This window comes from Chryseobacterium populi, from assembly GCF_000282115.1.
Lineage (GTDB): Bacteria > Bacteroidota > Bacteroidia > Flavobacteriales > Weeksellaceae > Chryseobacterium > Chryseobacterium populi.
Genome location: NZ_AKJY01000013.1, coordinates 1 through 24,419, shown reverse-complemented (window position 1 = coordinate 24,419; position 24,419 = coordinate 1). Strand labels below are relative to the sequence as shown.

Here is a 24,419-nt window from a genome sequence, read left to right as displayed (position 1 = left end):
AATTAATGACTTTATGGCAGAAAAAAACTTTATTATCTTATTGAAAATGATTAAGTTTGTTTCCCTTAAATTTTTCTCATGAATCCCGAAATTGCTACCTATATAGGATATTCTGCTTCACTTTTTATTGTGTTGAGTTTTATATTAAAAGATGTAAGAAAAATCAGGATCGTTAATATGATTGGCTGTATCTGTTTTGTCATTTACGGTATCTTCAGCGGAATGCTTTGGCCGGTAATTATTCCTAACGGGCTGATCTGTTTCATACAAATCTATCACCTGATGGACGGAAAGAAAAGCTGATGAAAAAAATCCTAACCTCTGCTTTCAGCAATTTATATACAGACCAACGGATCGAAAAGGTCTGCAGAAGCCTGCATGAGAACGGATATCAGGTTGAATTAATAGGAAACGACTGGAACGGGGCAGAAAAAATGACACGGCCTTATCCTTTTTCAAGGATTCATCTCACATCCAAAAGCTTAAAGACCGCTTATTTTGAATTTAACTGGAAATTATATCAGGAATTAAAGAAAAAAGCTGACGGAAATACCATTCTTCATGCCAATGATGTCGATGTTTTACTACCAAATTATCTTGTTTCCAAAAAATTAAATATTCCTCTGGTGTTTGACAGCCATGAGATCTTTTCAGAAATGCCTGCCATCCAGGGAAAAATGTCACAAAAACTCTGGCGGTACCTGGAAAAAAATATTATTCCGAAACTGGAATGGATGATAACAGCAAGTGAAAGCTATGCCGGATGGTTTCAAAAAAAGTATGGAGTAGAGCCCGTAGTTGTTCAGAATGCCCCGAAAAAAATGACTGTTGCCCCGGAAATTCCCGAGAATACTCCTAAGGTTATTTTATATCAGGGAGCAATTAATCCTTTCAGGGGGATTGATAAAGCGATTCTGGCAATGCATCATCTTGATGGGGTGGTTTTTAAAATTGCCGGTGACGGGCCAAAGAAAAAAGAATATGAAGATCTGGCCATTAGAGAAGGCCTTCAGCATAAAGTTCAGTTTCTGGGAAAATTAAAACCGGAAGACTTAAGAAAAATTACTGTTACAGCGGATGTCGGAATGAGTATTGAAGAAAATGCAGGTGACAGTTATTTATTTTCACTTCCCAACAAGGTCTTAGACTGTATTCAGGCCCGGGTTCCTTTGATCATGTCAGATCTTCCTGAAATGCAGAAGATTAAAAGACATTTTGACATCGGAGAAATTATTAAAGGGCATCTTCCTGAAAATATAGCTGCAACGATACAGTCGGTTTTAAATAAAGGAAGGAAGAATTACCAGGAGGAGCTTGCAAAAGCTTCAGATTTGTTCTGTTGGGAAAATGAAGAAATAAAGCTTCTGGAAGTATTTCAAAAAGCGGCTCAATAAAATTATCCTTTAAAAAAATAATTTTAATCATTACCATCAGGTTTTCAGATGAGTCTTGGGTTAAATATCTTTTTAAAATTGGTTATCTTTGCAAAATAGAAATTTAAAAACATGACCATTAAAGAAAAACAGCAGGAAATCGTTGACGAATTTGCATTTCTTGATGACTGGGAGCAAAAGTATGAGTACATCATTGATCTCGGGAAAGAGCTTAAGGGATTGGCGGAAGATAAAAAAACAGATGAGAATCTGATCAAAGGTTGTCAAAGTAAAGTATGGATTGATGCTGAATTCAAAGATGGAAAACTTTTTTTCGATGCAGATTCTGACGGAATTCTTCCAAAAGGAATCGTTTCTTTATTAATCAGTATTTACAGCGGTCATTCTACACAGGAAATTTTAGATTCCGATTTCGGGTTTATTTCTGAGATCGGATTACAGGAATTCCTTTCCCCGTCCAGAGCCAATGGTTTAATGGCTATGACGAAGCAGATTAAGTTTTATGCCGTTGCCTACCAGCTAAAGTCGTAGTTGTGACCAGAATTTTAGCATATCGTTTTTCGGCCTTTGGTGATGTTGCCATGACGGCACCTGTTTTCCGGGAATTTTTGGAGCAGAATCCTGACGTGGAAATCGTGATGGTTTCAAGAAAGAATTTTGAAGGTTTATTTGCTGATATCCCGAATGTTATCTTTAAAGGAATCAACCTGGATGATTTTAAAGGCTTTTTCGGATTAAACAGGTTGGCGAATGAACTTATAAAAGAATTCCGTCCCGATTATATTGCCAATCTGCATGACGTGATCAGAACAAAGGTTCTTGATAAGATTTACATAAAAAAAGGACTTAAGGTTTTTAAAATCAACAAAGGGAAGCACGAGAAGGAAAGACTTACCGATATCTGGAATCTGGATAAGGTTCAGCTAAAGCAAACAGTTGAGCGTTATGCGGATGTTTTCAGAGAAATGGGCTTTCAGGTAACTCTGTCCCACAAATTAAGACCGGCTTCTTTCCAGAAATCGGGGATAGGTTTTGCTCCTTTTGCCCAGCATAGAGGGAAAATGCTTCCTTTGGAAAAATCTTATGAATTAGCAAGAATCCTGGCCCGGAAACAAAAAATATATTTTTTCGGAGGCGGACAAAAGGAAACAGAGACCCTTGAAAAATGGGAAAAAGAAATTCCTAATACGGAAAGTTTATCAGGAAAATTAAACCTTAAAGAAGAGCTTCATAGAATTTCCGGGCTGGAACTGATGATCTCTATGGACTCTGCGAATATGCACCTTGCCAGCCTTGTAGGAACAAGATGTGTGTCTGTTTGGGGAGCTACTCATCCATACGCCGGCTTCCTTGGGTTTGGTCAAAGTGAAGATGATGTTGTTCAGGTAAAAGATTTAAGCTGCAGGCCTTGTTCGGTATTTGGTGATAAAGAATGCTACAGGGGCGACTGGGCTTGCCTGGCAGAGCTTGATGTGCAGAAAATTATAGAGAAAATCTGATTGAATGAAGCTTTCCATCTGTATCCCGGTTTATAATTTTGATGTTCGAGAACTGGTCAGTGATTTGAAAAAAGAAATCACCGCAGGTTCCATTGATGCAGAAATTATTTTGATTGATGATGCTTCGGAAGACAAATTTATACAAATCAACAGGACGCTTCAGCCCGAAGTTAAAAACTTCATTTTTCTTGAAAAAAATATAGGAAGGTCACAGATCCGTAATCTTTTTCTTTATTACTCGAAAGGAGATTATTTACTTTTTCTGGATTGTGACGGAAAAATAATTAGTGAGAATTTTTTAAATAATTATGTTCGTTTTATAGAAAAAAACACTGATACAAAGGTGATTTACGGGGGGAGAAAAGTGTCAGAAACATTTCCGGATGAAAACCATCATTTGCGGTGGAAATTTGCGGTGGAACGGGAGAATCTCCCGGTTAAATTCCGCCTGGAAAAACCTTATTTAAGCTTTCAGACCAATAATTTTGTGATAAAAAAAGAAGTGTTGGAAAAAGTACATTTTAATCCTGAATTTCAAAAATACGGGTATGAGGATCTGCTTTTTGCCATGGATTTAAAATCAGAGGAAATAAGGATCGGTCATATAGACAATCCTATTTTTAATAATGACCTGGAAGACAATAAAGTTTATCTTCAAAAAGTAGAAGAGTCTGTGGACAGCCTGTCTAAAATGCTTAGAAATAAAGAGCTAAATGCAAAGCTATCTGAAGTTAAACTTGTAAAAGCTTACCAGATGCTAGATAAGCAGCCTTTAAAGCCTTTATTCAGACTGTTTTTTGGATTACGAAAAGAAAGGTTGAAAGAATCTCTTTTAAAAGGAAATACCGGCCTCCGCTATCTTGATTTTTATAAGCTTGGTTTGCTTCTTGAAAAAATGGAGTAGTAGGGCATTCCAAATTATGGGAACGATACTGTTTTCTATATTTTAAGAAAAGCAGCAAAGCTGTTATGAAGCATTCTTTTGAAATCTATTTTAGAGATTAAAAAATTTTTGCTCATTTTAGATTTGTCCAGCTCATCATTTTCATTGCGATATAAAAACCGATCATTTGCAAGAAGCCAGAAACAACAAATGTAAATGGTATATAGTTATCCAAATTATCTTTCAGCCAGCAGATGATGTTTTTTTAATACTTCTGCTAAACCCAGCTTATTTTTACTGTAAATTAATTTTGTTCCGGGTATCCGGAGACCCTGATCAACAGTTCGCCATAAAATGCTTTTATCAAGGTCATCGGGAATTGTGGTGTGATCTAAATTTTCTTTAAATATTCTTAATAAGGCTGCAAGCTCTGTATTTTCGTATTGGGCAATAATTTCATAAGGATTTTTATTAAATGCCCTGAAAACAAAGAACAGCAGCTTATTAACAAATGTTTCTGATTTCAATTCATTAATAAGGGGCTGATTAAGATAAATAGATATTTTATGTTTAGTCTGTACCTGAACATGGGAAATAAGGATATCTTCAATGGAGTCAAAGGAGACCTTTTGTAGAAGAAAGAAAGTCTCAAATATCAGGAAGTTATTTTTTACGGATATAGTGGGGAAAGCCATTTGTAATTATCTGATGAGCGAAAGTTTATTTTCTCCTTTTTTAAGATGGAACAAGGCTAATTCTGTAATGATCATTCCTTCGTTATTCTCAAAAACAAAACCGCATGGCTGGTCATTTATTTTCATGCCTACAACCTGGTTTCTGTTGCCATAAAAATGTAAGGAATATTCCGAAAAGTCTATCTTGTTGACATCCTGTCGGGATGAGTTCAGGATGGCCTTTCTCCTTGCTGCTTTTTCATCTTCGCTGAGGTAAAAAACGGTGGTAATTTCTTCAAAACGTTGATTGTTTATAACATTATACTGATCAGTATTCCTGTTTTTAATGATCTGATAGAATGTTTCATAATATTCTTTAATTTCTTCAACCAGGTTATCTTTCACGGGATTATCCCCATTGATATAATCTGAGAAACTGAAAGAGTTTTTCCATCCTTCTAAATAATAAGGAACTTCGGCCTCAAAAAAATCTCCTGTTGTATACATCGGAGTATCCTTTTCTTCGAAAGAAATATGAAAATGCTGTTTTACCGTCTGCTTTGGAATTGAGAAATCAAAAGCATCTCTTACGGTGATTTTAAGATCAATAGAAGCATGTTTGCTGATTCTGTCTTCATGTTCGAAGCAGTGGGCTTTTATGGTAAAAAACTGTTTACCGGAATTTAAAATATATCCGTTGACAGGCCAGTCCACTGCCATTCCGCCTTCTTTATAATGATCGAAACAGGGAACATCATTGATGAATAATTCTGCCTGGCAATTTCTCACCTGCAATTCTGCAAGATAGAAGGGATTCTTATACATGATCAGTTACTTTTTTTGGTATTTTTTTAAACAGATATCTTCGCCTACAAATACTTTTTCCAGTGGAAACCGGCTGCAGTCGAATTTTTTATTTACAATAGAAATGGTATAAATATTATCTTTTTCAAAGGAAGAATAAGCGAACTGGATGATTTTATCCGGTGTTTCCCATCTGTAAACAGAAGGATTATCGTACAGCTGGTTGATATTTACTTTAAATGTTTTGTATTGACGGTCAATATCATTAATGATTTTATCTTTAATATTTTCCTTTAAGACAAAAGAGGTAGATACACCGATGATTTCATTGTTTTTGCTTACCTTAAAATCATATTTATAACTGCTTATATCTGTATTTCCCAATGAAACCCTGATGTTTTCATTTTGTTTTTTACTGATGATATAATTGTAGGAAATATCTGAATCACTGTCTTTTATAGAGGTTTTGTAGTACTTGTTGGTACCGAATAAAGTGTCTATATTTTCGTGAAATGTTATTTTTTCTATATCAAAATTGCTGCTTCCTAAAGTTTTAGGATTCTCTTTTTCCTGTGATTTGCAGCTGTATACAGATAAAACGAAGATAACTGCAAATAAAAATTTATTTCTTCTCTTCAATGTATATTTTTCCTGAATCATATATTGGGTCTTTAGGCTCTTCGATTATTGTAAAAACTTGTTGATGGGTAGGCTTAAAATCAATTCTCCGGTTGCTGATAAGTTCACTGATAACGATCGTCATTTTGGCGCCTTTAAAATTAACCGTTGATTTCTCATAATATTTTGACTGGTTTTTATCATACCCCCATTCTTTTTCAAAGGTCAATGACGTGGCTACGTTTCCTTCCACTTTCCATTTTTCCACTTCAGTTGTTTCCGTAATTCCGTTTCTGGTTGTGGTAGGGATAAAAACCACTTCATTACTTTTACATCCTGCCCGAAGGGTAACTCCGGGTTCTACCCACATTTTTTGTTTTCCTCTGTTGGCAAAACCGTCTACACGATTGTAAGATAAGCTTAAATCTGCCTTTACAGGGAAAGAAACTTCAAATGTAATGTAAAGATCGGATTTTGATAACCATTCTATAAACTGGATAATCCAGCTGATTACTCTTCCGATCGGTCCCAGGAATTTAATTAAGGGAACTAAATCCACAACTACGGTTAACCCGATTAACGGATCTGCCCTTAAGCCACCAGTGTATATCGGAACAATCTCATTATTGCTTGCTTTACCGAATTTCCAGCCTAAGGCAAATCCTACATTAGGCGGATCTATCGCAAAATCCACTTCAATCACACGCCTTGATTGCGCTAAGCTTGGAGTGCCGTCACTGTTGCCGGGATTGAATACTTCCAGATATTGACGGGTCATATTAAAAGCAGCTACGGCGGTGTCTACAACCTTTTTTATACTTTCAATTCCAATTTCATGCTCTTTTCCGTTCTCAACGGCTTTTGCCTTTAATACCCATCCTAAATTGGATGATTGTGTGGCATCGATATTCAGCTCACTCCCCAGATATCTCATGTTGTAATTCTGATGGTGTGCATTCAGTCTTTCCCGGGTATATTTTATTTTTCCGGTATATCCTTTACCTATCGTTATCAGAAATGCAACTTCCCATTCTATATCCGGGTATACTTTAATTTTAGCAATCTGGTTAGGGTAACGGCAGGTACTTATGGGAACAAAGTAATTCTGTGCCAGATCTTCGTTCAGGATAAAATAATTAAACAGCCATAATATATTGGCAGCATCAGCAGTATAAGTACTCGTTCTACCCTGAAGAAAGGTTTTATTATAATTATATTTAGGCATGAGCAGCATTTTGCTGTCACCCTCAAATTTATAATCTGTTCCGGCTGTCCACTGCTGTACCTGTGAAGGATTATAAGACTTATTGGTTTTAATAACGTCTGTGTCTGTCCTGTTTTCGTTGGTAGCTGTAATGCCTGCGTTTTGCTGTTGCTGAGAATGTGTTTGATCGGTTTGTGTATTAAACCCGGCGGCATCTCTTTGTGCAGCAAATACTTTATTTACCTGGAAAACATTGGTTTGTGCTGTATGCTTCTGTCCTTCATCTAAAAGTAATCCCTGGCAGAAAACATCTTTTGTTGTGAGTTTATCTAAAGTGATGGAGATTTTTTTTCTCTTGTCTCCGGCTGTAATCCCAAAGATCTGGCTGGTACGGTCTATCGGGCCTTTGGTGTCCTCTTCATCGAAAATTACCAAAGGAGCCCTGTCTCCGTCTTCCTCATCTTTTATAGTGATTTTAGAATATCCGCAAGGGTCATATTCCCTTTTCTTATATTGTATGTCTCCAATATACTGGATCTGATTGTTTTTTTGTGTTTCAAACTGGTTCAAAAGAGAACTTATTGTGTCATAGGGAACCAAAAGTTCACGGGAAGAATCGTATATCCACTTTCCGTTTTCCAGTCTTACCCAATCTGAGGTGGCCTGTTCAGAATCATATTGTCCTGTAGCGGAAACACTTCCGTTAGCAACCAAAACAGGGCCGGTAAAATCGATATATCCTCTCAGTCTCAGGTAATATTTTTCATCTTGTTTCTGGCTGTTATGATTTTTTTGCCATTCCGGATTTATAAGAAATCTTAATGACTTTTGGGCATTGTAATGAAACGCTCCCGGGTTTGTTATCTCGACTCTTTCCTTTTTGGAAACTACTTTTCCTTTATTAACAAGTTCTACATCAAAAACAAATTTTTCCAGGTTATGATGCCAGTCAGGGAGCAGGTGAGTGTAGACTTCTACATCTACTGTTTGTCCGTAGGCTGCTTTTTTGTCACTGTCCTGTAACGGAATATAGCTTCCTTCCTTCGGGAACTTAAAATTACAGTACAAAACCTGCGGACGGTCTGTTGCAACCACTCTTAAAACTTCTACACCGTCTGTTTCCGGAAAGACATTGTATGGAATTAGCAAGTAAACAACACCAATATTCCCAATACCGTTCTTTACATCACTTACATTGACAACCCGGTTATTTCCTTCAAGAATTTTATAATCTTTATTTTCTTCATTGGACGTTTTCAGGGTACTAAAAAACTCACTGGGAGATAATTGCGGATACAATTGCTTGTAGGCATTCCATAGATGCTCTCTTACAAGAAACCATTTTACATCCCGAATTGTATTTTCGGGATTACGTGTGCCTGGTCCTAAACAAGACTTATCCACATAAGCAGTAAAGGAACTTTCTGAAGGGCTCAGCTCCACTAGATAGCCGGAACCATATTGTTTAACATTTTTTTTAGGCTCTTTGATCAAAGCCTTCTTTATGCCTGCTGTACCCATATTTAATATCCGAATTTGTAAGGATCTTTACTATTATAGTTTGACATATCAACAACGGGATTTACATGGGGCTGAAGTTCGCTGTCGGCATTTTTCAGATTGCTTTGAGATGGCTCCCCGATTTGTCCGGTTTTGATAATTGAAATACAGTCTTTACCCCCAATAGGGCAGGTTGCCTTACTGTCTTCCAGTAAAATATAGCCATCCGGGGGAGAGTATTTTTCTTTTTCGTAATAACCGCTCCATTCTGTAACGACTGCACTGCATGGGGTGTTATTCTTTTTTTTACAGGATCCGAAAGTGTTTTTTTCAAAAGTAGCGCCTATATCTTTATGGGTGGCAGCCAATTTTGAGCTGCCATTGAGGTCGTTGATATAATATTTCTGTTGTGTGAGTACCTTTAATTTGTCCGGAGTAGTACCAAACTGACATTGGCACAAGGCTCCCTGTACTACTTTTTCTTTTTGAGACATACTAATGTAATTTTGTGTGGTGGGTAAAATTAGTGTTTTTTATTCAAATCGGTTTTCTACCAGTCATTTTCATATTTGTTTTTATAAAATCCCCACGGATTAGGCTCTGAGACAACGAGCCCTCCTGTAATAAAAGGACTGTTTTTGTCCAGTTCCATACCTTTATATTTTTCTGTTTCCTGCTGATATTGTGTATAATTTATTTTTTTGATAAAAACTTTGTTCCCTTGCCGGTCTTTAGAATAAACTTCAAAATAGGCTCGTATGTGCATTGGAAAATGATAATAGAGATCAAGGTCGAAAACCACTTTCAAAGACATAAAACAGGATGTTTTATCCGTCCGTTTTTTGGGAATAAAATAGGGATCTGCCGTTTTTTCCGAACTTTCAAATTCAATCACGAAAGAATGATAATCGGTAGGGATCTTATTAATGGTCTGAATTCCCGGAAACCTTATGGGTGGCTGATAAGGGATTACGGACAGGAAGAGTGCTGTTTCAGTTTTACGGGCTTCACCATAATCAATAAATCTAGGATGAAAAAACAGGTTCCAGAACCAGTCGTTTTGTAGACTTTTTTCAACTTCCGGCTTGTTTTCAAGCTTATTATCTACCGCAAGAAAAAAGTTGTGTAAGGATTCACTATCATATTTATCTGATATTTTTAATTTTTCTTCAGTCCAGCGGGTTTTGATCTCTTCATGGTTAAGAATTTCATTAGTGCTTAATCCTTTTTCATTGATATGAGTCTGAAGAGGATAGATTGATTTTGATATCGAATTTGCGAGGATTTCACTGATGTGGTCAGGCTGATGCTGGTCATAAAAGATATTTTCCTTGTTGATTTCAAGGATGCCTTTATTGTATTCGAGGTTTAAATTGGTGGTTACTTCGTAATCAATTCTTTTTGAGAGAACCTGCTCTTCTCCGGAAAAATATTTAACGGATACCTCGTATTTTCTCTGCTTCAATCCCGAAGGTTTTATCCTGAGAGCGTTTAATCTTCTTAGTATTTCATTTTTTGACATGAGAATGCCCATAACAATATCATTTTTAGCCTCCCGACATAGTTTAATGATCAAATTTAATGATTTGTTTATAAAAAATTAATGAAATAAAGAAAGTTTGAAAAATAGAAGAACTTATAAAAAAGAAAAATCTCCCAGTTTCCTGAGAGATCTCCTGTGGGTCCTGAGGGATTCGAACCCCCGACCCTCTGGGTGTAAACCAGATGCTCTGAACCAACTGAGCTAAGAACCCGAATTTTTTTTGAAAGGTTTCGTTTCCTTTTCTGTGGGTCCTGAGGGATTCGAACCCCCGACCCTCTGGGTGTAAACCAGATGCTCTGAACCAACTGAGCTAAGAACCCTCTATACTTATTTTCTCATTTAGAGTGGTGCAAATATACGACTTATCTGTAAATCTCCAAATTTTTTTCTAAAAATTCTCCGACTACAAAGTTGCTGCCCCCAATAAAAATCATTTCTTCATTTGTACATTGTTGTTTTGCAGATAAATAGGCTTCCTGTACTGAATCGAAAATTTTATAAATAATTTTGGCATTGATCAGCAAATCTTCATAGTCCTCAGGATGCCTTCCCCTGTGAATAGCCGGCTTTGCAAAATAAAATTCGGAATTTTCAGGTAATAAAGCCATCATCTCATCTATTTTTTTATCATTCACGAATCCCAGGATGACATGCTTGTGACGATCAATCGAATTAAGCTGTGAGAAAACATACTCTAATCCGGCCTGATTGTGTGCAGTATCACAGATCGTCAGCGGAGTTTTTGAAAACTCAAACCAGCGGCCGATAAATCCGGTATTATGATGTACATGCAATAACCCGTTTTCTATGTTTTTGTCAGAGATCGTGATATTTAATTTTTTTAATTCTTCCACTAAGGCCAGAACCACTTTTATATTTTTTTGCTGGTAATTTCCTTTCAGATCAGACTCGAGGTGAGTTTCTATTAAAGTGGCATCAATGAAATGGGTGTTTTCTTTATCTGCTTTCTGCTGAACGATATTTTTCACCACTGTGTTGTCATCGCCAGAAATAACTGGAATATTGCTTTTAATAATTCCTGCTTTTTCTCCGGCGATCTCTTCAATTGTATTTCCCAGGATATTCTGATGATCAAGCTGAACATTTGTGATTGCAGAAACTAACGGCTTAATGATGTTTGTAGAGTCCAGCCTCCCGCCCAGACCGACTTCGATAATAGCAAAATCTACCTTCTGCTGATAAAAGTATTCAAAAGCCATAATGGTGGTAAACTCAAAAAACGAAGGTTTGATATCTTCAGGTAAGTTTTTAAGCTTTTGGATGAAATTAAAGACAAATTCCTTATCACAGTTTTTACCATCAACCTTTATACGTTCCGTAAAATCAATAAGGTGGGGTGAATTGTATATTCCTGTTTTATAACCGGCCTCCTGGAGAACGGAAGCCAGCATATTGCTTGTTGAACCTTTTCCGTTGGTGCCTCCGATATGAATGCATTGTATCTTTTCCTGAGGGTTGTCAAAAAAAGCACAAAGTTTTGTGATATTATCTAAACCAGGCTTGTAGGCCTTCTCCCCGTCAATCTGATAATTGGGAGCCTGAACGAAAAGCCATTCAACAGCTTCCTGATATTGTTTGGTTGTCATCATGCAAAAATCTCAAAAGTTTTTTAAAAAGAAAATATTAATTTTTCAAAACTGTAACTTTTTTATCTTTAGTTCGTCTAATATTGTAAAATCGTAATATGAAAAAAGTTCTGATTATTGTTTTGGGATTATCTTATTTGGGTATAAATGCCCAGAAAAAGTGGTCTTTGAGAGAATGTGTAGACTATGCTGTAAAGCATAATCTTCAGGTTATCCAAAATGAATATTCGAAACAAGTTCAGGATTCTAATCTTAAAATTGCTAAAAGAGGATATTTACCTTCTGTATCGGCAAGCCTCGGAAATAATGTAAGCTTCGGGCAGGCTTCATTAGGAACAGGAAGTATCCGGAATGACAGATTCAGTAATAGCGCCAACCTTGGAGCAGATATTTTGGTTTATAACAACGGAAGGCTGGAAAAAACAGTAAGAAAATCCGAATTTGATGTCGAAGCAAGCCAATACGATATAGAAACCATAAAAAACGATATTTCTTTACAGATTGCCCAACAATATTTGACAACACTACTGAACAGGGAAATTGTGAAAATTTCTCAGAGTGCCGTTGAGAATGCTCAGAAACAATTTGACAGGGCAAAGATAACCACAGAAGTCGGTACGACAGCCCAGACTATTCTTGCTGAAGCAGAAGCAGCATTGGCAAGAGAAAAACAAAACCTCAAAACAGCAGAAATTAATACCGGCAGAAGTTTATTTGCGCTGGCTCAGCTTTTACAACTGGAAGATTATAAAGAATTTGATGTAGAAAATGTTGATATTCCTGACCAGTTGGCTCCTCAGCTTAAATCTGTAGATGAGGTTTTAACTACTGCTTATGACACCCAGCCACAGATAAAAGCCGCAGAAAGCCGAATTAAATCTGCCGAAGCACAAACAGAGATCAACAGAACCGCATTCTGGCCAACGATAACAGCCAGCGCGGGAGTAGGAAGTTTCTATAATAATTTATTGAATGTGGCTGATGAAAGAACTTTTTTCCAACAGTATAAAGATAACTTCGGGCAGCAGCTCGGGCTTTCTATAAACATTCCTATCTTCAATAAAGGAATCACAAAGCTACAGGTAGAACAATCCAAGATCAACGAAAGCATCGCTAAAAATTCTTTTGAACAGCAAAGACAGGTTGTAAGACAAAATGTACAGAAAGCCCAGTTTGATGTAGAAGCTAATTATGAAGCCTATCTTGCAGCAGTAGAAACAGAAAAAAGTACAAAACTTTCATTAGAATTTGCAGATAAGAGCTATGCTGCGGGAAGAACGACTATTTTTGATGTAAATATTGCGAGAAATAATTATGCAAATGCTCAGGGGTCTGTAGCCCAGGCAAAATATAACTATCTTTTCAGCCTTAAATTGTTGAATTTCTATGCGGGAATTCCGTTAAGTTTATAAAATGTCAATCCAGTCTCTAGAAAAATATTTACCACCCAATACACTTCAATATTTAAAAATCTGGTTTTCAGATTACTATATTCATATAAAAATTACAAGAAACAGGAATTCGAAACTGGGAGATTATAGAAAACTCCCGGATCATTCCCATGAAATAACCATTAATTCTACACTGGCTCCACAGCTTTTTTTCTTTGTGCTTACCCATGAGCTGGCTCACTTGATAGCCTTTGAAAAATATGGTAGAAGAATTTCTCCACATGGGAATGAATGGAAAGATACCTTCAGGAGAATGCTCCTCGAAAGCCTTGATATATATGAAGAAGACCTGAGGCCTATTATTGTGAAGTTTTCCAGATCTCCGAAGGCCAATTTTATGGCCAGCCCGGACCTTGTAAAATATTTCCACATTGAAAAACAGGATGATAAACTACAATTTATAGAAGAATTGCGAAAAGGAGATTACTTTATTTATCGAAATGAGAAATATTTTCTAGAAGGTCTGATTAAAAAAAACTACCTTTGTATGAACCTGGCTACTGGAAGGAAGTATTCTTTCAAACCTTTGGCAAGGGTCGAAAAATGTAGTTAAACATGTCAATATCAGATAAATACTGTGTTATAATGGCCGGAGGGATTGGAAGCAGATTCTGGCCGATGAGCACACAGAAATTTCCAAAACAATTTCAGGATATTTTAGGAGTTGGCCGTACAATGATTCAACAAACGTATGACCGGATCAGCAAGATCATTCCGAATGAAAATATATTTGTTATTACCAATAAAGAATATGTAAGCCTTTCTCATCAGCAGTTACCGGAAATTCCGGAAGATAATATTGTCGGGGAACCCCTGATGAAAAATACAGCAGCCTGTAACCTTTATATGGCTAATAAAATTGCTGAAATCAATCCGGATGCGACAATGATTGTTTTGCCGGCAGATCACCTGATATTGAAGGAAGATGTTTTTCTTGAAAAAGTACAGCTTGCATTTGACCTTGCTGAAAGCAATGATTACCTGGTTACTCTGGGAATTACGCCGACAAGGCCTGACACCGGATACGGTTATATTCAGTTTGTTGATAAAAAAAATGCAGAATATTTCAAAGTAAAAACTTTTACGGAAAAGCCTATTCTCGAGATTGCTCAAAGCTTTCTGGAAAGCGGGGATTTTCTATGGAATGCCGGGATATTTATCTGGAATGTAAAAAGTATTCATCAGGCATTTGAAATGTATCTTCCGGATATGACGCAGCATTTCATGGCTTGTGAATACAATTCTGAAGGCGAAAACAGCTGTATTGAACTCATTTATCCGAAAGTACAGAAAATTTCCATCGATAACGGGATTCTTGAAAAGGCGAAGAATGTTTATGTCATTCCTTCAGATTTGGGATGGAGTGACCTCGGAACATGGACATCCATCTATGAAAATACGGAAAAGGATGAAAATCAAAATGCTGTAAAACTGAAACACGTGCTGACTTACAATGCAAAAGGAAATATCATCCGCCTTAAAAATAATAAGAAAGCTGTTGTTATAGACGGCTTGGAAAACTACATTATCGTAGATACTGATAAGGCATTGCTGATTTGCCCGAGGGATAACGATCAGCTGATAAAAGATTATGTTCTTGATTTGAAAAACTTCAAAAAAGGAGATAAATTTATGTAATTATACTTTTGAAGAATAAGGCGATGACAAAATTCACATACAAGGTTTCGGCATTTATTTTTCTGTTTTTGGGAATTTTAACTTATTCGCAGGAGAAGAAGAAATTTTCTGGTATTCCAGTTATTCTTCAGAGAATAGTTCCTAATGATAATAACGATTTCTGGGTTTTGGTTTACAACACGTATGGACAAAACCAGGAAATAAAAATATCCGGGACAAAAAAGGATTATGCACCACAATTTTCTGGGTTTGACCTGTTTCCTGATGAAGACAGTTTTTATTACATTGTTTATTCCTCCGGAGGAAAGTTGAATTATGTTACGGATTTCGAAAACCTGAAAAAATTTATCGGAAAAATAGATAATGCAGAGGAAGCGGCAATTGCTGCTACCATAGAAGGGTATATGATAGATGAGGAGTTTAAGGATATTGCAGGAAACTATTATGAAGACCAATCCAACTATTATATGGATCTGGGAAAACTGACCTCAAAGGAATGCCCGTATCAAAAAACACATTATACCTTAACGGTAAGCAAATCCAACGGGATGATAACCAATGTAAAAGATAACGGAACTTATATTGAGCTTTATAATAAAAAGTGTAAAAATAATCCGAGACTTTTAAAAATTGAAAAAAAAGAAGAATCAAAAGATGAGCCTAAAAAACCAGCCAAATCAACCAAAAGAAAATAATTTCTACGAAACAGAAAGATTAATCATTCGCCCGATGTCATTAGATGATGGCGAGTTTCTTCTTGATCTTTATAACAGACCAAAATTTATACAATATATTGGCGACCGTCATATTAAGACGGTTTCCGATGCCGAAAACTATATTAAAAACAAATTCCTTCCACAATTTGAAAAGCTGGGATTCGGAAATTATATGGTAATCACGAAAGATGAAAATAAGAAAATAGGAGGTGTAGGAATTTTTGAACGTGAAGGTCTGGATGTGGTAGATATAGGGTTTTCTCTTCTGGAAGAATTTGAGGGTAAAGGATATGCTTATGAGGCGGCAATAAAGGTTAAATCTATCGGGATGGATGAGTATGGGCTGAAAAAACTTTCTGCAATTACCGCAAAAGACAATTTTTCTTCCCAGAAATTAATTGAAAAATTAGGATTAAAATTCAAAAATCATGTAACTCTTCCCGGAGAAGATGAGGAGCTCAGGTATTATGAAACAGAATAATTTTACTGTTTCTGTCATTGCCGGCAAAGTGAAACAATCTCTTGACTAATACTTAAAATAATCTCATACTCACAACACCACTATTTTTACGAACATCACAATGACAGATTTGTGTCTTTCGTAAAAATATCAGTGAGGTTTGTGTTTAAATTATCCTTCTAGGATTTGTTGTGCAGCGGTTTTGGAAGTCACTTTTTCAATTACCCTTGTACAAACTCCCTTTTCGTCAAAAATAAAAGTGGTTCTTACAATTCCCATATATGTTTTACCAAACGTTTTTTTCTCCTGCCATACCCCAAATTTTTCAATGATATCATGGCTTTCATCAGCAATCAGATCATAAGGGAAGGCAAATTTACTGTGAAAATTTTTCTGTTTTTTTACAGTATCACCACTAATTCCCAATAACTGAAATCCTGCTTTTTTTAATTGAGAATAATTATCGCTCAGGTTACAGGCTTCCACAGTACATGTCGGAGTATTGGCCTGTGGGTAAAAGAAAATAACTAATTTTTTCCCAATTAATTCCGATGAGGTTACCGCTTTTCCATCCTGATTTATTCCTTCAAACTTGGGTAATTTGTCTCCAACTTTCAGCATAATGTTTAATTTTGTTCAAATTTAATGGTTACATGACAAAAAAGCAAAGAGCCGAACTCGTTCAGCATGAATTAGAAAAAATATATCCCGAAGTTCCTATTCCTTTAGCACATACTGATCCATTCACCCTGATGGTTGCTGTAGCGCTTTCTGCACAGACGACTGATAAAAAGGTGAATGAAGTTACCCCAAACCTTTTTAAAATGGCCGGAACCCCTGAAAAAATGGCTAAACTGGAAGTTTCAGAAATTAAAGAACTGATCAAAGAGATCGGACTTTCCAATACGAAAGCCAAAAACCTGAAAAGAATGGCTGAACTCTTACTTGAAAAACATAACGGAATTGTGCCTCAGACCTATGAAGAGCTGGAAGCCTTACCTGGAGTAGGGCATAAAACCGCTTCCGTAGTGATGAGCCAGGGCTTTGGGTTTCCTGCTTTTCCCGTAGATACCCATATTCATCGCCTGATGACTCAATGGAAGCTTACGTCAGGAAAAAATGTAGTAGAAACGGAAAAAGATGCGAAAACAATCTGGTCTGAAAACGTATGGAATAAGCTTCATCTTCAGATTATTTTTTATGGAAGAGAATATTCCCCTGCAAGAGGAAAAGGGGATAAAGACTTTATCACGAAAATGATGTTTGAAAAATAACCCCAATTTTCCTTTTCTGAAGGGATTTCTGCCCGGCAAAAGATGGCAGCTTTTATCATCTATCTACAAAAACAAAGAGAACAGATAGGAAAATAGATAATTACAGGTCTAAAAGCCTTCTGTGATAATTAATCTGTCCCAGATGATAATCCAGATGGCTAATTAGATGGATCAGGAAATATCCCGTAGACATTTTATTTTCAAAAACGACAAGCGGATATTCTTTTTCCAGGTCTTTGGATGTTAGCAGACTTAATGTAGAGTCAATCATTGTTATAGTATTGTTTATCTTTTCAGTCAGCTCTGTTCTGGGAACATCTTTTAATGAAAATTCCAGGTCACGGTGTCTTATGTATCCCGTATTGCCAAGCTCTGCGCCAATAAAAGCATTCAGGTTACCCACTAAATGCAGGCAAAGATTTCCGGCAGAATTAGCAATGTTCGGATCTGTTTTCCAGATATTTTCTTCTTTCCGGTAAGATTCAATTTCTGTTTTTAATTTATTCAGGTCTCTGTTGTACAGGGACTTTAAGTTTTCTGTGATCATAATTTTATTTTATTTCTTTAGCTTTTTGGATTGTTTCTTCAATGTTTTGTGTCAGAATCTTTGGAATAAAATTTTCTCTTGGTATTCCATTAATATGATATAATCTTTCAGTTGGAATTTGAAAACCGATCTTGGTTTCACTTAATTGAAAATTAGAAACTGCACCTATCAGACCTGCCATGGGTGTTCCGATAACTTTTGCTCTTTTCATGCCATCAAATCCAACAGCAATTCCTTCTCCCATGCTTCCTGTCCAATGCCCTACGAGAATATAAACGTTATTTTTATAAATCTCTTTTCTTGGTGTTACATATTCTGTCCAGTGTCTTTTGGTTTGATATTCTTTCTCATCAAATTCATGAGTTTGATAGGGAAGAAGTTTATCAGTAAATCTTCCCATTAATGCTCTGGCAACAGTTGAATTTCCGCCTCCCGGTGTTTCTGTTAAGTCTATAATCAAATTTTTGTATTGAAATAAGCTGTCGAGCGTTTCATCAAATTTAGTGATCAAATTGTTGTTTCCTAAAGAATTATTGATTTTGATATAAGCTGTATTTTTATTTAAAACCTTAGTATACAACAATTCATTTTTATTGCCAGAAGTAATAGGGTAAAATGTTTTTTCTTTTCCGTTTTCGATTATTGTGATTTCTCTTTGGGTATCATGGGTTCCTGCAAAAAGCATATCAATGCTGTATTGATACATTTTTTGATTAGGATTATCTGTAAATTTCGGGAGAAATTTTTTTAACTGCTCTTCAATCGGTTTTCCGTTGAAAAGGGTCACCTCCATTCCGATTTTCAAACCCGCCAAATCAGCGCCAAACCCATTTCTTAAGTCTTTGATAAAATATTTAGTCCCTTTTTTTTCAATATGCAAATCCAAGCCTGAAGGAATTAGCCTGTTTGATGTCTTCAAATTAATATTAAGTGATGTATGCCCATTATAAAGCTCATTTAAAATATTTTCCAGGAACGTAATAAATTCAGAGTCATTTGAAACTTTTGCTGACTGTGGCTCATAAATCTCTCTGACTTTATTCCAGTCAATATTTTGCTGGTCTAAATATGCATAATGGTTGTTTATGTCTGTCCATAATTCAATAAAATCTTTTTGATATTTAGATTGGGCAAAAATTGTATTTCCTGCACTTAGAAGCAGAACAGGTAAAATTAATTGTATTAAACTTTTCATATTGCATACATTGGTTTGTCATGATAGAATTTCTCGGAAAATTACTTCTGCTTCTTTGCCCAAAGCTCCATCTTCCTGTTCAGAACATCTAAAGGAAGGCAGCCCTGGCTCAATACTTCATCATGAAAGCTTGCCAGACTAAATTTATTTCCCAGCTGTTTCTGATATTTGTCTCTCAGCTCACGGATTCTCAAAGATCCGATTTTGTAGCCCAAAGCCTGTCCCGGCATGGCCATGTATCTTTCCACTTCGGCGGTGGCTCCGGCCTCGTCATAAGAAATATTGCCCAGGAAATATTTTATTGCTTCTTCTCTTGTCATTTTTCCGGTATGTAATCCGGTGTCAACCACCAACCTTACGGCTCTCAGCATCTGATCGCTTAAATACCCCATTTTCTGATAAGGATCTGTATACAATCCGAATTCCGGGCCCAGCGTTTCACAATAATGTGCCCAGCCTTCACCGTAAGCTCCAAACCAGCCGAACCTCATGAACTTTGGTAACCTGGTATTCTCCTGTTGAAGAGAAACCTGGTAATGGTGTCCCGGAATTGCTTCATGAAGGAAAAGGGATTCCATTCCGGATGTTACATTGAATTTTGAAGGATCAGGAAGCGGAACATAGAAAATTCCCGGTCTTTTCCCATCCGGGGTTCCCTGGATATATTCTGCACTTGCGCTGGCTTCCCTGAATTTTTCTGTCTGTCTGATTTCAAATTTTGTTTTCGGGGTCACACGGAACATGGTCTTCAGCTTGGGAGTGATCTTGGCCAGGATTCCATTAAAGCCATTCAATACTTCTTTTGAGGTCTTATAAGGCATTGCTTTAGGATCTGTTTTTACAAAATTGATAAATTCTTCCAAAGTTCCTGTAAAGCCAACCTGCTGTTTTACTTTTTCCATTTCTGTACGAAGCATAGCAACCTGCTGAAGCCCGGTTTTATTGATCTCTTCAGGTGATTTATTGGTTGTTGTCCAGCTTTTTGCATAATATCTATAAATCTCATCCCCGTTCGGGAGGCTGTTGTAGCCATCTGTTTCTCTCGCTTTCGGCAAATATTCTTTTTCTAAAAAGGATCCCATTTTGGTATAAGCCGGAATGATTTTTTTAGTGATGGCATCTTTATAAAGGGCTGTATATTTATCCTTTTGCTCCTTTGTAAAATCTTTTGGAAAGTTTTTAACGGGACCATAAAAAATATTCTTTTCAAAATCGGCGGTAGTGATTTCTTCAGATTTCATCTGCGGAATCATTTTGATGACCAGTTTTTTCGGCAGAACTATTTTATTATTAATTCCTTCCCGGAAATTGTCCTCGGCCGCAGCCATCCAATCCGGGAATTTTTCCATTCTTTTCAGCCAGTCTGCATAATCCTTTTCTGTTTTAAAGGGTTGGCTTCCTTGTCCGCTTCCATACAAAGGGAAAGACAACGGAAGTCCCCCAAACTGGGTAAAAGGAATATATTCCGGATGATAAGCATAGCCTTCAATCCTGTCTTTTAAAGTATAATCCAGAACATCATAAACCACTTTATCTTCATCAGATAAGCCTTTATAATCCACCTGGTCCAGCTGTTTCTGAACTGAGCTGTAAAAGGCAACTTCTCCTGAAATAAAATCTTTATCAATATTGATGGGCAATTGATCATTATATCTTAAATCGCCCTGAGAAGTTGCATCCATCGGATACAATTTAAGATACTGCTCATAATAATTGGCAGCAATGGAATCTAAATTGGTAGGGGTAACTTTCGTTAAAGGGGAATCCGATTTTTTACAGGCTGCCAGACTGATCATCAGGCCAAAACCTAAAATGCTTTTCGATAAAATGTTTTTCATTTCCAGAATCTTTATGAAAACAAAAGTAAGTAATATTGAGATAAACGGGTGATAGCTAAAGTTGATTTTTAAAAAATAATTTTCAAAATATTTTTCACATTCAATCTATTTTTTATCTTTGCTGAAAACGTTTAACAATCATACTATTACAGTTCTTTTTTAAGAAATAATGAAAGGGATTTTAAAAATTTACCATCCGGACGAAACGCTAAAATACAATATTAGAAATACTTATTGTAAAGCGGTTTACAGTAACCAACAACATTTTCTTGAGGTTGAAATCATCACGGATGACGGTTTGGATCATGTAGACGATGATTCTTTACAGTACAATTTTCCACAACTTTCGCTTGAGGTTTTCGATTTTCCTATAGAGAGCGGTGAGATCGAAGGAAAAACAATTCAGATTAATGATTCAGATGATGAAACTTTCACAGAAGTAGATTTGTTCGATGATGATGATGCTTATATCTATGACAATGAACTTCTTTTTGAAAGAAATGAAGAAGGCGAGCTTCAGGTTATCTGGAAAGGAACTATTGATGATTTCTATACCGGCTCGGATCAGCCGATTCCTTTCAGACTTAAATGTGAATTCAGCCAGGACGATATTGAGGTAGACGAAGATTAATTCAGTCTTTGTTTCTATATTCAGAATATAAATTTCTTTTCAAATTTTTTTGGAAAGAAATTTGCTATTTGTATTCAATAACAAAATTTAAGTTGTTTTTAAGCAATTTTTAAGAGAACAATTAATAATATTCCATTATTTTTGTCGTTTAAAACCATTATAAAATATTCACATTAATGCTGTTAACGGAACTTACCCAGATTTTATTTGCACAAATTGCTGCACCTGCAGTAGCTACAGAAGATTTAGAATTTTCATTTTGGAAAATCATGTTCCACGGAGGAGCTTTCGCTAAAATAGTGATGGTGACCGTGTTACTGCTTGGTATATTTTCCGTATATCTGTTTTTTGAAAGGTTTTTCTTTATCAAACGGCTTACTTCAAAAACTGATTCCAACTTCATGGATAATATCGAAGACTTTATCAGGGAAGGTAAAATAGACTCGGCGGCAGATTACTGTAAAAGACAAAACTCACCTGAAGGAAGAATACTGGAAAAAGGGATCTCAAGATTAGGGCGTCCCGTTTCTGATATTGTAAGTGCCATGGAATCCCAGGCTCAGGTAGAGGTTGCAAATATGGAGAAGAACCTTAACCTTCTGGCGGTAGTACCAAGTATTGCCCCGATGCTGGGACTTTTGGGAACGGTTATCGGGATGATCATTGCATTCTTTAATTTGTCACATGCAACAGGCTCTTTTTCACCGAAAACACTGTCTGAAGGTATTTATACAGCTTTGGGGCAAACGGCAGTCGGTTTAGCGGTAGCAATCCCGGCTAACTTTTTTTACAATATTCTTTTAACGAGAATTGACAAATTTGTATTGAGAGCTCAGAATATGTCCGGAGAATTTTTAGATCTTATCAACAAACCTTTATAATTCTTTCTTATGAAAATTCAGAGAAGAAATAAAGCAAACCCCGAATTCAGTTTGGCAGCAATGACGGACGTTATCCTGTTGATGTTAATCTTCTTCATGATTACATCGTCTGCAGCCAATCAGAGTGCAATTGATGTAAACCTGCCAAAGGCGGAAGGTGTTGATAACAATGTTCCTAATCCCTTGTCGGTAAGTATTAAGCCGGACGGATCATATTTTGTGGATGATAATCCGGTTGATAAAGCACAACTGGAACAAGCTATTGTTGATAAACTTACAAACCAGACCAATAAATCTTTCACAATAAGAGCTGATGAAAATACAATGCATAAATATGTTGTGTATGTAATGGAGATTGCCGAAAAGCATAAATTCAATATTGCCCTTGCAACTGTTAAAGATAAATAATGCTGTAATAAAGCAAGAAGTATTCAAAAATGAAAAGTTATACTGTAAATAAAGACGAGCAAAACAGGGACAGGATAAAGAGTGGAATACTTTCTGTTCTGATCTGGTCTGCTATTTTGCTTTTTGTTTTTCTTTATAAGCTTAAGCCTGAAATAGATAAGGATCCGGAAGTAGTAACCACAATGCTGGTTAATTTCGGAGACAACAGAAATGGTAAAGGTATTGAGGAACCGGCAGATCAGCCGGGAAGCTTAGCCGCTGCAACAGAAGATATTGCACCGGAGCCTGTTGAAATGGAAGTTCCAGAAACAAAAACCGTTATAAAACCGGATCCACGGCCTGAAACCAAAAAAGTGGAAACAAAGGATAAAGTAATTACCGGAAACAATTCAAAAATCAGTGCTCCTAAAAAAGACGATTCAAAATCAAATAAAAAAGCTGCAACCAGTTCAACAGCATCTAAAAATACCAAAAAAGCAGGTGCAACAACCGCCAATTCCAAAACCGGAAACGGAGATGGAAAGGGAACTGCCGCAATTGGTAACTTAATAAAAGGAAGAGGAACCAAAGCCGGAAGCCAGGGAACAGGAGAAGGAATAGGAAATGCAGGAGATCCTTTAGGCGGAGATGGAAATGGTGACAGTAAAGTAGGGATTGACAGAAAATTAATAGGATATATCCCTGGAACGATGGGAAGAGGTGGAGCACAGCCCCAACACAGCTGTACGGCAAGCGGGTCAATTACAATCGCCTATACTGTAGATAAAGCCGGAAATGTAGTTTCTGCAAGAAGGACAGGCGGAATATCAGACCCTTGTGTAGCTTCAACATCCGTTTCATGGGTTAAGAAATATGTGAAAGCAGAAAAGGCGGGTACCTCTTCCACCGGAACCTATAAAATTACCTTCTAAAAAGCATAAAAGCACTTCTTATGAAAGTGCTTTTTTTATTTCGTTGATTCTATTAATAATCGGGAGAGCAAAAATTCCGCTGGCCTGAAGATACAGTTCATAAAACGTTCTTGCCTTATCTAAAAAGTCTGTATTGTTGGTTTCCTTTCCTTTAAAATAAAAAAGATTTCCAAGCATTTCATAGTAATCTTTGTGGTCTCTTTCCTGTCTTTCGTTTACAATTTCAATAAGCTCTTCCTTCGCTTTTGCAGAAATCTCTGTAAAGTCAATCTTAAAAATATCTTTCATTAAAGAATCAAAATCCAGTTCTTTCTGCATCATACTTTCTTCAGGCTTATCCAGAATAAGTTTTTCCAATGCCTGGGTTAATTGACGAATAAGTCTTAATGTGAATTCTTTATCTGTGATCATATTAGTTTGATGTTTAATGTTAAAATTGTGGATGGCTGAGGCTCCCGAAGCCACCATTGATCTGTTCTGATTTCCGTTCAGCTGCGGTGGCTTCGGGAGCCTCAGCCACCTTGGTGTTGTTTCTTATGCTTTCTCTCAACAATTTATGCTTAACGGGCAATTTATTAAGCAAAAAACAAATATGCCAGAGCAATTGAGGTAATAATCCCCACGAAATCGGCCAGAAGCATGGCAATTACCGTATATCTGGTGTTTTTTACAGCTACGGCTCCAAAATAAACTGCAATAACGTAAAAGGTAGTATCTGAGCTTCCCTGAAGAACGGCAGGGGG

General features: G+C 36.6%; 27 protein-coding genes, 2 tRNA genes and 1 pseudogene. 15 read left to right on the top strand and 15 right to left on the bottom strand.

The genetic code is table 11. The features are described from left to right. Positions 1–78: 78 nt before the first annotated feature. The 5 genes from PMI13_RS04365 to PMI13_RS04345 all read left to right on the top strand — a co-directional run bounded on the left by PMI13_RS04365 (position 79) and on the right by PMI13_RS04345 (position 3,797). Entirely contained in the window at positions 79–303 is a 225-nt protein-coding gene (locus PMI13_RS04365) for a hypothetical protein (RefSeq protein ID WP_007841067.1), read from the top strand. Next, positions 303–1,394 (top strand): glycosyltransferase family 4 protein, encoded by a 1,092-nt coding sequence (locus tag PMI13_RS04360; RefSeq protein WP_007841066.1) that lies wholly within the window; start codon positions 303–305, stop codon positions 1,392–1,394. The genes PMI13_RS04365 and PMI13_RS04360 overlap by 1 nt, the downstream gene beginning before the upstream one ends. A gap of 111 nt (positions 1,395–1,505) precedes the next feature. Further along, positions 1,506–1,925: a SufE family protein gene (locus tag PMI13_RS04355; RefSeq protein ID WP_007841064.1), complete on the top strand. Its 420-nt coding sequence runs from the start codon at positions 1,506–1,508 to the stop codon at positions 1,923–1,925. 2 nt (positions 1,926–1,927) lie between these two features. Continuing rightward, a complete protein-coding gene (locus PMI13_RS04350; RefSeq protein WP_007841062.1) occupies positions 1,928–2,893 on the top strand; it encodes a glycosyltransferase family 9 protein in 966 nt (321 codons plus the stop codon). 4 nt (positions 2,894–2,897) lie between these two features. After that, the gene (locus tag PMI13_RS04345; protein WP_007841060.1) at positions 2,898–3,797 is read left to right on the top strand and encodes a glycosyltransferase family 2 protein; all 900 of its coding nucleotides are present in this window, start codon (positions 2,898–2,900) and stop codon (positions 3,795–3,797) included. A gap of 215 nt (positions 3,798–4,012) precedes the next feature. Here the strand turns inward: PMI13_RS04345 and PMI13_RS04340 are convergent, their stop codons facing one another. The 9 genes from PMI13_RS04340 to PMI13_RS04300 all read right to left on the bottom strand — a co-directional run bounded on the left by PMI13_RS04340 (position 4,013) and on the right by PMI13_RS04300 (position 11,729). Further along, a complete protein-coding gene (locus tag PMI13_RS04340; protein ID WP_007841058.1) occupies positions 4,013–4,471 on the bottom strand; it encodes a hypothetical protein in 459 nt (152 codons plus the stop codon). A gap of 6 nt (positions 4,472–4,477) precedes the next feature. Next, a complete protein-coding gene (locus PMI13_RS04335; protein WP_007841056.1) occupies positions 4,478–5,275 on the bottom strand; it encodes a hypothetical protein in 798 nt (265 codons plus the stop codon). 6 nt (positions 5,276–5,281) lie between these two features. Then, positions 5,282–5,914, bottom strand: coding sequence for a hypothetical protein (locus PMI13_RS04330; RefSeq protein WP_007841054.1), 633 nt, complete (start codon positions 5,912–5,914; stop codon positions 5,282–5,284). After that, positions 5,877–8,597: a hypothetical protein gene (locus PMI13_RS04325; RefSeq protein WP_007841052.1), complete on the bottom strand. Its 2,721-nt coding sequence runs from the start codon at positions 8,595–8,597 to the stop codon at positions 5,877–5,879. The genes PMI13_RS04330 and PMI13_RS04325 overlap by 38 nt, the downstream gene beginning before the upstream one ends. Positions 8,598–8,599: 2 nt before the next feature. Then, positions 8,600–9,070 (bottom strand): DUF4280 domain-containing protein, encoded by a 471-nt coding sequence (locus PMI13_RS04320; protein ID WP_007841051.1) that lies wholly within the window; start codon positions 9,068–9,070, stop codon positions 8,600–8,602. 56 nt (positions 9,071–9,126) lie between these two features. Beyond that, on the bottom strand, positions 9,127–10,110 hold the full coding sequence (locus PMI13_RS04315; protein WP_007841050.1) for a hypothetical protein: 984 nt from the start codon (positions 10,108–10,110) through the stop codon (positions 9,127–9,129). Between the two features lie 145 nt (positions 10,111–10,255). Further along, positions 10,256–10,330: transfer RNA gene (locus PMI13_RS04310), tRNA-Val, on the bottom strand. A gap of 34 nt (positions 10,331–10,364) precedes the next feature. Next, positions 10,365–10,439 (bottom strand) — tRNA-Val (locus PMI13_RS04305). Between the two features lie 42 nt (positions 10,440–10,481). Further along, positions 10,482–11,729: a bifunctional folylpolyglutamate synthase/dihydrofolate synthase gene (locus PMI13_RS04300; RefSeq protein ID WP_007841048.1), complete on the bottom strand. Its 1,248-nt coding sequence runs from the start codon at positions 11,727–11,729 to the stop codon at positions 10,482–10,484. Between the two features lie 95 nt (positions 11,730–11,824). Here PMI13_RS04300 and PMI13_RS04295 point away from each other — a divergent pair, with 95 nt between their 5' ends. The 5 genes from PMI13_RS04295 to PMI13_RS04275 are packed head-to-tail and all read left to right on the top strand — an operon-like array spanning position 11,825 to position 16,012. Further along, positions 11,825–13,138, top strand: coding sequence for a TolC family protein (locus PMI13_RS04295; protein WP_007841047.1), 1,314 nt, complete (start codon positions 11,825–11,827; stop codon positions 13,136–13,138). Position 13,139: 1 nt separating this feature from the next. After that, a complete protein-coding gene (locus PMI13_RS04290) occupies positions 13,140–13,730 on the top strand; it encodes a SprT-like domain-containing protein (RefSeq protein WP_007841046.1) in 591 nt (196 codons plus the stop codon). Positions 13,731–13,732: 2 nt separating this feature from the next. Continuing rightward, a complete protein-coding gene (locus PMI13_RS04285; RefSeq protein WP_034669624.1) occupies positions 13,733–14,815 on the top strand; it encodes a mannose-1-phosphate guanylyltransferase in 1,083 nt (360 codons plus the stop codon). Between the two features lie 23 nt (positions 14,816–14,838). Next, positions 14,839–15,510, top strand: coding sequence for a hypothetical protein (locus tag PMI13_RS04280; RefSeq protein WP_007841042.1), 672 nt, complete (start codon positions 14,839–14,841; stop codon positions 15,508–15,510). Next, positions 15,470–16,012 (top strand): GNAT family N-acetyltransferase, encoded by a 543-nt coding sequence (locus PMI13_RS04275; protein ID WP_007841041.1) that lies wholly within the window; start codon positions 15,470–15,472, stop codon positions 16,010–16,012. Before PMI13_RS04280 ends, PMI13_RS04275 begins: the two co-directional genes overlap by 41 nt. 150 nt (positions 16,013–16,162) lie before the next feature. Here the strand turns inward: PMI13_RS04275 and bcp are convergent, their stop codons facing one another. After that, the gene (gene bcp / locus PMI13_RS04270) at positions 16,163–16,612 is read right to left on the bottom strand and encodes a thioredoxin-dependent thiol peroxidase (RefSeq protein WP_007841040.1); all 450 of its coding nucleotides are present in this window, start codon (positions 16,610–16,612) and stop codon (positions 16,163–16,165) included. A gap of 32 nt (positions 16,613–16,644) precedes the next feature. Between bcp and PMI13_RS04265 the strand changes: the two genes are divergently transcribed. Beyond that, entirely contained in the window at positions 16,645–17,265 is a 621-nt protein-coding gene (locus PMI13_RS04265; RefSeq protein WP_007841039.1) for an endonuclease III domain-containing protein, read from the top strand. A gap of 100 nt (positions 17,266–17,365) precedes the next feature. On the opposite strand, the gene PMI13_RS04260 is transcribed toward PMI13_RS04265, so the two are convergent. From PMI13_RS04260 to PMI13_RS04250, 3 genes are read right to left on the bottom strand one after another with little or no spacing between them, the layout of a single operon-like run. Beyond that, the gene (locus PMI13_RS04260) at positions 17,366–17,812 is read right to left on the bottom strand and encodes a DUF1572 family protein (protein WP_007841038.1); all 447 of its coding nucleotides are present in this window, start codon (positions 17,810–17,812) and stop codon (positions 17,366–17,368) included. 4 nt (positions 17,813–17,816) lie between these two features. Next, entirely contained in the window at positions 17,817–19,007 is a 1,191-nt protein-coding gene (locus tag PMI13_RS04255) for a S41 family peptidase (RefSeq protein WP_007841036.1), read from the bottom strand. Between the two features lie 41 nt (positions 19,008–19,048). Then, positions 19,049–20,845 (bottom strand): DUF885 domain-containing protein, encoded by a 1,797-nt coding sequence (locus PMI13_RS04250; RefSeq protein ID WP_007841029.1) that lies wholly within the window; start codon positions 20,843–20,845, stop codon positions 19,049–19,051. Positions 20,846–21,014: 169 nt separating this feature from the next. Here PMI13_RS04250 and PMI13_RS04245 point away from each other — a divergent pair, with 169 nt between their 5' ends. The 4 genes from PMI13_RS04245 to PMI13_RS04230 all read left to right on the top strand — a co-directional run bounded on the left by PMI13_RS04245 (position 21,015) and on the right by PMI13_RS04230 (position 23,676). Further along, complete coding sequence (locus tag PMI13_RS04245; protein ID WP_007841027.1) at positions 21,015–21,476, top strand: hypothetical protein; 462 nt, start codon at positions 21,015–21,017, stop codon at positions 21,474–21,476. Between the two features lie 176 nt (positions 21,477–21,652). Continuing rightward, positions 21,653–22,357, top strand: coding sequence for a MotA/TolQ/ExbB proton channel family protein (locus tag PMI13_RS04240; RefSeq protein WP_007841025.1), 705 nt, complete (start codon positions 21,653–21,655; stop codon positions 22,355–22,357). Between the two features lie 9 nt (positions 22,358–22,366). Then, the gene (locus PMI13_RS04235; RefSeq protein ID WP_007841024.1) at positions 22,367–22,765 is read left to right on the top strand and encodes an ExbD/TolR family protein; all 399 of its coding nucleotides are present in this window, start codon (positions 22,367–22,369) and stop codon (positions 22,763–22,765) included. Between the two features lie 29 nt (positions 22,766–22,794). After that, positions 22,795–23,676: a hypothetical protein gene (locus PMI13_RS04230; protein ID WP_007841023.1), complete on the top strand. Its 882-nt coding sequence runs from the start codon at positions 22,795–22,797 to the stop codon at positions 23,674–23,676. 18 nt (positions 23,677–23,694) lie between these two features. On the opposite strand, the gene PMI13_RS04225 is transcribed toward PMI13_RS04230, so the two are convergent. Together PMI13_RS04225 and PMI13_RS21715 are read right to left on the bottom strand one after the other, a co-directional pair. Beyond that, entirely contained in the window at positions 23,695–24,087 is a 393-nt protein-coding gene (locus PMI13_RS04225) for a hypothetical protein (RefSeq protein ID WP_007841021.1), read from the bottom strand. 164 nt (positions 24,088–24,251) lie between these two features. Continuing rightward, positions 24,252–24,419: pseudogene (locus PMI13_RS21715) on the bottom strand (nucleoside recognition domain-containing protein); the annotation flags it as partial.

Bases quoted from the DNA above. Each gene is read 5' to 3' on its own strand.
- PMI13_RS04365 (WP_007841067.1), top strand. From the start codon at position 79: ATGAATCCCGAAATTGCTACCTATATAGGATATTCTGCTTCACTTTTT.
- PMI13_RS04360 (WP_007841066.1), top strand. From the start codon at position 303: ATGAAAAAAATCCTAACCTCTGCTTTCAGCAATTTATATACAGACCAA.
- PMI13_RS04355 (WP_007841064.1), top strand. From the start codon at position 1,506: ATGACCATTAAAGAAAAACAGCAGGAAATCGTTGACGAATTTGCATTT.
- PMI13_RS04345 (WP_007841060.1), top strand. From the start codon at position 2,898: ATGAAGCTTTCCATCTGTATCCCGGTTTATAATTTTGATGTTCGAGAA.
- PMI13_RS04340 (WP_007841058.1), bottom strand. From the start codon at position 4,471: ATGGCTTTCCCCACTATATCCGTAAAAAATAACTTCCTGATATTTGAG.
- PMI13_RS04335 (WP_007841056.1), bottom strand. From the start codon at position 5,275: ATGTATAAGAATCCCTTCTATCTTGCAGAATTGCAGGTGAGAAATTGC.
- PMI13_RS04330 (WP_007841054.1), bottom strand. From the start codon at position 5,914: ATGATTCAGGAAAAATATACATTGAAGAGAAGAAATAAATTTTTATTT.
- PMI13_RS04325 (WP_007841052.1), bottom strand. From the start codon at position 8,597: ATGGGTACAGCAGGCATAAAGAAGGCTTTGATCAAAGAGCCTAAAAAA.
- PMI13_RS04320 (WP_007841051.1), bottom strand. From the start codon at position 9,070: ATGTCTCAAAAAGAAAAAGTAGTACAGGGAGCCTTGTGCCAATGTCAG.
- PMI13_RS04315 (WP_007841050.1), bottom strand. From the start codon at position 10,110: ATGGGCATTCTCATGTCAAAAAATGAAATACTAAGAAGATTAAACGCT.
- PMI13_RS04300 (WP_007841048.1), bottom strand. From the start codon at position 11,729: ATGATGACAACCAAACAATATCAGGAAGCTGTTGAATGGCTTTTCGTT.
- PMI13_RS04295 (WP_007841047.1), top strand. From the start codon at position 11,825: ATGAAAAAAGTTCTGATTATTGTTTTGGGATTATCTTATTTGGGTATA.
- PMI13_RS04290 (WP_007841046.1), top strand. From the start codon at position 13,140: ATGTCAATCCAGTCTCTAGAAAAATATTTACCACCCAATACACTTCAA.
- PMI13_RS04285 (WP_034669624.1), top strand. From the start codon at position 13,733: ATGTCAATATCAGATAAATACTGTGTTATAATGGCCGGAGGGATTGGA.
- PMI13_RS04280 (WP_007841042.1), top strand. From the start codon at position 14,839: ATGACAAAATTCACATACAAGGTTTCGGCATTTATTTTTCTGTTTTTG.
- PMI13_RS04275 (WP_007841041.1), top strand. From the start codon at position 15,470: ATGAGCCTAAAAAACCAGCCAAATCAACCAAAAGAAAATAATTTCTAC.
- bcp (WP_007841040.1), bottom strand. From the start codon at position 16,612: ATGCTGAAAGTTGGAGACAAATTACCCAAGTTTGAAGGAATAAATCAG.
- PMI13_RS04265 (WP_007841039.1), top strand. From the start codon at position 16,645: ATGACAAAAAAGCAAAGAGCCGAACTCGTTCAGCATGAATTAGAAAAA.
- PMI13_RS04260 (WP_007841038.1), bottom strand. From the start codon at position 17,812: ATGATCACAGAAAACTTAAAGTCCCTGTACAACAGAGACCTGAATAAA.
- PMI13_RS04255 (WP_007841036.1), bottom strand. From the start codon at position 19,007: ATGAAAAGTTTAATACAATTAATTTTACCTGTTCTGCTTCTAAGTGCA.
- PMI13_RS04250 (WP_007841029.1), bottom strand. From the start codon at position 20,845: ATGAAAAACATTTTATCGAAAAGCATTTTAGGTTTTGGCCTGATGATC.
- PMI13_RS04245 (WP_007841027.1), top strand. From the start codon at position 21,015: ATGAAAGGGATTTTAAAAATTTACCATCCGGACGAAACGCTAAAATAC.
- PMI13_RS04240 (WP_007841025.1), top strand. From the start codon at position 21,653: ATGCTGTTAACGGAACTTACCCAGATTTTATTTGCACAAATTGCTGCA.
- PMI13_RS04235 (WP_007841024.1), top strand. From the start codon at position 22,367: ATGAAAATTCAGAGAAGAAATAAAGCAAACCCCGAATTCAGTTTGGCA.
- PMI13_RS04230 (WP_007841023.1), top strand. From the start codon at position 22,795: ATGAAAAGTTATACTGTAAATAAAGACGAGCAAAACAGGGACAGGATA.
- PMI13_RS04225 (WP_007841021.1), bottom strand. From the start codon at position 24,087: ATGATCACAGATAAAGAATTCACATTAAGACTTATTCGTCAATTAACC.